The organism is Psychroflexus sp. MES1-P1E, assembly GCF_002836055.1.
GTDB lineage: Bacteria > Bacteroidota > Bacteroidia > Flavobacteriales > Flavobacteriaceae > Psychroflexus.
Genome location: NZ_PJBS01000170.1, coordinates 1 through 5,022 on the forward strand (window position 1 = coordinate 1; position 5,022 = coordinate 5,022).

Below are 5,022 nucleotides of genomic sequence, written 5' to 3' on the forward strand. Positions count from 1 at the left end.
AGTTTATGAGCGAATAGTAGCAAAAGGTAAGAGTAAAAAATTAGCATTAATAGCGGTATGTAATAAGCTATTAAAACAAGCCTTTGCAATTGCTAAATCAGGATTAATTTATGAGGATACCTATAGAAGTACTTTAGTGAAAAGTTAATGCATTTTTACTTGTTTTTTACCACAGTACTTTGTTGTGTACAGTAATTGTACATTTTAAATTTCATTTAATGATAGAGGTTTCGGTTGTTTCCCATCAATATCTTTTATTCCGTACTCAATAGCCTCTTTTGCAACTATCAGTATTTTTCCTGTCTTTTCAATTGCTTTTTTATCTGACGCAATCTTGGATATTACCATACCAACAAATTCAGGTGATTCCGAATTACTTAAATCAAAATGTTCCTTATTTTCTAATACTGCTTCGGTTCTTACAATTCCAGGATATAAACTAATTACAGGAACATTGAATTTAAATAATTCGTAAGCCATAGCTTCAGTCATCTTGTCTGTTGCTGCTTTCGAAGTACAGTAAGCTACTCCTTTATCATTTCTTTGAGCAGTCCAAAATGAAAGATTAAAGATTATGCCAGACTTTTGTTCCGTCATTTTTTGTGCAGCCTGAGCACTTGCAAAATAAGCTGCTCTAACTCCAGAAGAAAACATTTTATCCCATCTTGAAATAGGGGAATCCCAAAAACCTTTTTCTAACCAAAATTCTGTACCATCATTGAAGTATTCATATCCTCCCCAAACACTATTTACTAAAATATCAATTTTGTTATGTGTTTCAAAAATGTGTTTGAAAACCTTAACTACTTCTTGGTCGTTAGTATGGTCACAACATATAGCTTTACATCTTCCTCCATTTGCAATAATTTGTTTCTCGGTTTCATAGATAGTTCCTGAAAGTTTAGATGCATTATTTTTTTCGTTCTCCGTTCTTCCAGTTATATAAATTATTGCTCCACTTTTAGCCAACGCAATAGCTATTCCTTTACCTATTCCTCGGCTTGCACCTGTTACTAATACAACTTTATTTTCTAATTCATTCATTAACGTGTTCAGTCTGTTTTATTGTACACAACGTTTAGTATATGAAAAGTAGGCGGTTACGAAGCACTAAACTTTCGGTTAAGTACAAACTTTGATACGAGCCAAAAGCCTTGATTTTAGTACTATTTCGCCTATTTTTTTATATACATTGTTACCTGCTGGCTTTTTTTACCATGTATCATTCGATTATCTATGCTGGTCAATTAAGATTACATTTCCGTCTGGGTCAGTTGTCATAAAACTTGCTGGTCCGGAAGTATTTTTGTCGATTTCAGTCCCAATATTGATTACATTACTTTTTAATTCTTCCTGAATTTTTCTAATATCGACAAAAGTTTCAATCTCTTTTGCGTTTTCATCCCAACCTGGGTTAAAGGTTAATATATTTCCCTCAAACATACCTTGGAATAATCCTATTAACGAATTTTGATTTTTCATTATTAGATAGTTTTTTTGCAAATCTCCTCCGAGTTGCACAAACCCAAGATTTTCGTAAAATTTCATTGATACTTTTAAGTCTTTAACACTAAGACTAACTGAAAATGCTCCTAAATCCATATTGTTTTCTTTTGTAACTGTTTTATTAGTTTGGTTTAATTCAATTCTATTCTCAAGGTAATTTATTTTTTCCAAAAATATTTTATTCTCGGTTTCGAGTTTTTTTATCCTTTCTTCTTTATTTGGATTCATATTACATCCAAATAATATGGCTGTAAGTAGGAAATATATTATAGTTTTTCTCATAATTCTATTCGGTGTGACGTTTTTTTTCAGCTTGCAGGTAACGTCTCGTATATGAAAAGTAGCGCTAAAAGGAAGCATTATCTTTTCGGATTAACACAAGCGGAATTTTTAAATTTTACTATTTATTTAAATTTAGTGAAATCGTCAAATTTAAAAATTTGGCGACTTTCCAAAAATGCCCAAACCGTTTATTTAGCAACTACTTGTGCTATTTTTCATATATATTGTTAGCAAAAGTATTATTTAGGATCTGGAAAACAAATCGGTCCTATAGCACCTCTTTCGTAATTTAATGGAATGTGGTCCTTGTAAAGAATGTAATTGCACCCTTGTTCAAACTCCTTTTCCATATACTCTTTTGAGCTTTCTGTATAAAGGGCATATGAATATTTACCCAATCCACTTCTGGCCAATCCGATAATATTTATTTTTCTGTTTTCTATCGAGATACAATTAATTTCGTCCAGCATTTTTTTTACATTATGCAAAGTGGCATTATCCCAATTTAATATTTTTAATTTTTCGTTTAAAGAATTAGAGCCATACTCTATATTTCTTCCTTTAGAAATGAGTTTAGATTTTCCATCAATAGTTTTAGTATAGATTTTTAAGTCAACACCAGCTTTCATAGTTAAAATACGATTTTCGGGAACAAACTCAATGTATACAATCAGGCTATCAGAAACTAACTTGGAAAATTCTTTTGATAGGTTTACTATTTTATCTTCGTTATTCTTAAGGTTGTCAACTAATTTTGTCTTACTACTTTTTGGCAATGAAAACATCATTAATAAAAATTCCTTAGTTGCATCATTACCTTCTGTATAAGCTTTTTCAAGTTCTTTTATTTTCTCTGGATGAAAGTCTTTGGTAACAATTTGAAATAGAGAGTCTTTATCAATATTTTTATTGAATTCTTGTGCACTAATAGAATTCAAAAGCAAGAGGTTTATTAAAATTATAAATGTTTGTTTCATATGTTTTCTAACGGTTTGTGTATGAAACGTAGCTTGTAAAAAGACACTAACCTTTCGGATAAACACAGAGCCGAATTTTTATATTTTGTTTTTATCTTTATTTTTCTAAAAGCTAAATTTAAAAATTTGGCGGTCTTTATAAATAAGCACAAACCTTTCGATTTGCACTTATTAGCTATGTTTTATAAACGTTGTTGTACAGCGTTTTTTATTCGATAGGGATATTCAAATCAACTATAAATTTATTTTCAGGATGTTCCCTATAGTCATTGTGATAAATTTCAAATGGATTTTCAGGACTCTTTTTATATCCGTTTTCGTTCATCCAAATAAATAGGCTTGTCCAAGACTTTTCAAATTCGTTAGGTGATATCTCAAAACGACCAACAATACATTTTCCTTTTTTGATGGTAACCTTATTAATTTCGCCTTCTGTTTCAAAAGGTTCATTAGTTATCAAAAAGATACTCATACGAACTTTATCAGGTGCGGTAACTTTAAAACTGTCGTAGAAAATTCTACCCATTTTTGCTTCTGAATTTTTTAGTAAGCCTTTGGGTATTGCCCACTTTGTAAGTTTTTCAAAAGCGTTTTCAATTCCGCTAATTCCAACGTGAGTTACTCCCGCAAGAGTCAATTCAGGTGTTTCTTTAATTTCAATTTTTGCATTCATTTCTGTCCATTTTTTTAGATTATTAATGATGCAAATGTATTTTTCATAGTCAGGATATTCTTGTCCGTTCTTGCTTTTAAGTTGACGAATCTTGCTATGTCTATTTGGGTTTTCCTTTATGAATCCGGTTGGACTTATTCCAAAATACTTTTTAAAAGCTCTTGAATAGGAAGAATTATCACTAAATCCATATTTGTGTGCTATTTCCGTTGTTGTGATGTTTTTATGAAGTAAATCCGAAGCTGATTTTTCAATTCTCCGCCTTGTCACGTATTCATTTAGAGTTTCTTTAGTAACAAATTTGAAAACTCTATGAAAATGAAATGGTGAGAAAAAAGCAATTTCCGAAACAGTGTTCAATGATAAATCCGATTCCAAGTTTTTGTCAATGAATTCAAACACTCGGTTAATTCGATTTTTGTAATCTGTTTCTATTTCTTTATCTAATATTTTCATTTGTGTTCAAATGCTGTACAACGTTTAGGCTATGGTTAGTGCGGGAATTAAAAGTAGTGAACTTTAGATTAAGCACTTAGCCAAAACTTTTTATTTTGTTTTAATTTTTTCATTTTAAAAGCTAAATCAAAAGATTTGGCGGACTTTATAAAAATATTCTAAACTTTGGATTAAACAGTAAAACCCGTATTAATTATAGCCAATGTTGTACTTAGTTTTTATCAAATACTAATTATTTTGGTAAGTCAACTCTAATTCCGTTTTTCCAATAACAAGCGTTATATTCTGCAGGAACATTTCCTGTTGATCCACATATATAAATATCATTTTCATCAATAAAAATATCATTTGCTTGAGCGTTATCATCTAGTTCAAATAACTCTCCATTTTTCCAATAACAAGCTGTATGACCTGTGCTGTTACTATCGTTTTTATTATAAAATCCAACAGCATAGACGTTTTCTCCAGCTAAATAAATTTGATTTACTTCACCAAATAATTCTCCTAATTTTATCATTTCAGTATTTTTCCAGTACATCGGGAATGAAGTTTTTCCTCCAACATAAAAATCATCCAAGTCAACAAACAGACAACTTGTTCCCCTAAAAAAGAGTTCTTCAGGTATAGGTAATTCTACTATTGATGAATTTCCATCCCAAAAAAACGGGATATTAGGAACAAAACTTGGTCCGGTTTCAGTAAAAATTTCTTCACTAATATGTCCACTATAAAAAGGTTGTTCATTAAAAAAACTTATAGCTGATAAGACACCTGGATTAGGAATATTTGTAGTTATAGGATTATTATTTTTATAAAATAATATGTTTCCATCAGGCATTAAAGCTCCTTGATGAAAACTATACAGATTGGCGTCATAATTATTTTTTTTGTTGATAAATGTTGTTCTATATAAGTTATCTATTGATCCACGATAAACGTCATTTATTTTTAATGAATTAGCAAAGGTTATAGAATCAGTAGAAATATTGTCAATCCAAAATTCGGTTGAAAAATTATTGTTTGAATTTTTAATACCACTTACAAGTATTTGCTCATTATTGACAAAAATAGAGTTACCTATGGTGAGTTCTACATCAGTAGATTTGTTATCAAAATCGTCGTCGTTTG

Annotated in this window: 5 protein-coding genes and 1 pseudogene; 1 reads left to right on the plus strand and 5 read right to left on the minus strand. The window is 30.2% G+C overall.

The window, feature by feature from the left end; genetic code table 11:
- A pseudogene (locus tag CXF67_RS18750) lies at positions 1-148 on the plus strand (IS110 family transposase); the annotation flags it as partial.
- 56 nt (positions 149-204) lie between these two features.
- Here the strand turns inward: CXF67_RS18750 and CXF67_RS07930 are convergent.
- From CXF67_RS07930 to CXF67_RS18145, 5 genes are all read right to left on the minus strand, one after another.
- Positions 205-1,044 (minus strand): SDR family NAD(P)-dependent oxidoreductase, encoded by an 840-nt coding sequence (locus tag CXF67_RS07930; RefSeq protein WP_102088267.1) that lies wholly within the window; start codon positions 1,042-1,044, stop codon positions 205-207.
- A 186-nt stretch (positions 1,045-1,230) separates the two neighbouring features.
- Positions 1,231-1,788: a VOC family protein gene (locus CXF67_RS07935; RefSeq protein ID WP_308302183.1), complete on the minus strand. Its 558-nt coding sequence runs from the start codon at positions 1,786-1,788 to the stop codon at positions 1,231-1,233.
- A gap of 239 nt (positions 1,789-2,027) precedes the next feature.
- Positions 2,028-2,726 (minus strand): hypothetical protein, encoded by a 699-nt coding sequence (locus CXF67_RS07945; RefSeq protein WP_145990400.1) that lies wholly within the window; start codon positions 2,724-2,726, stop codon positions 2,028-2,030.
- A gap of 247 nt (positions 2,727-2,973) precedes the next feature.
- Complete coding sequence (locus CXF67_RS07950; RefSeq protein ID WP_257984628.1) at positions 2,974-3,894, minus strand: AraC family transcriptional regulator; 921 nt, start codon at positions 3,892-3,894, stop codon at positions 2,974-2,976.
- Positions 3,895-4,126: 232 nt separating this feature from the next.
- Positions 4,127-5,022, minus strand: an 896-nt coding sequence (locus CXF67_RS18145) for a hypothetical protein (protein ID WP_219621023.1), incomplete at its 5' end; no start/stop codon positions are given.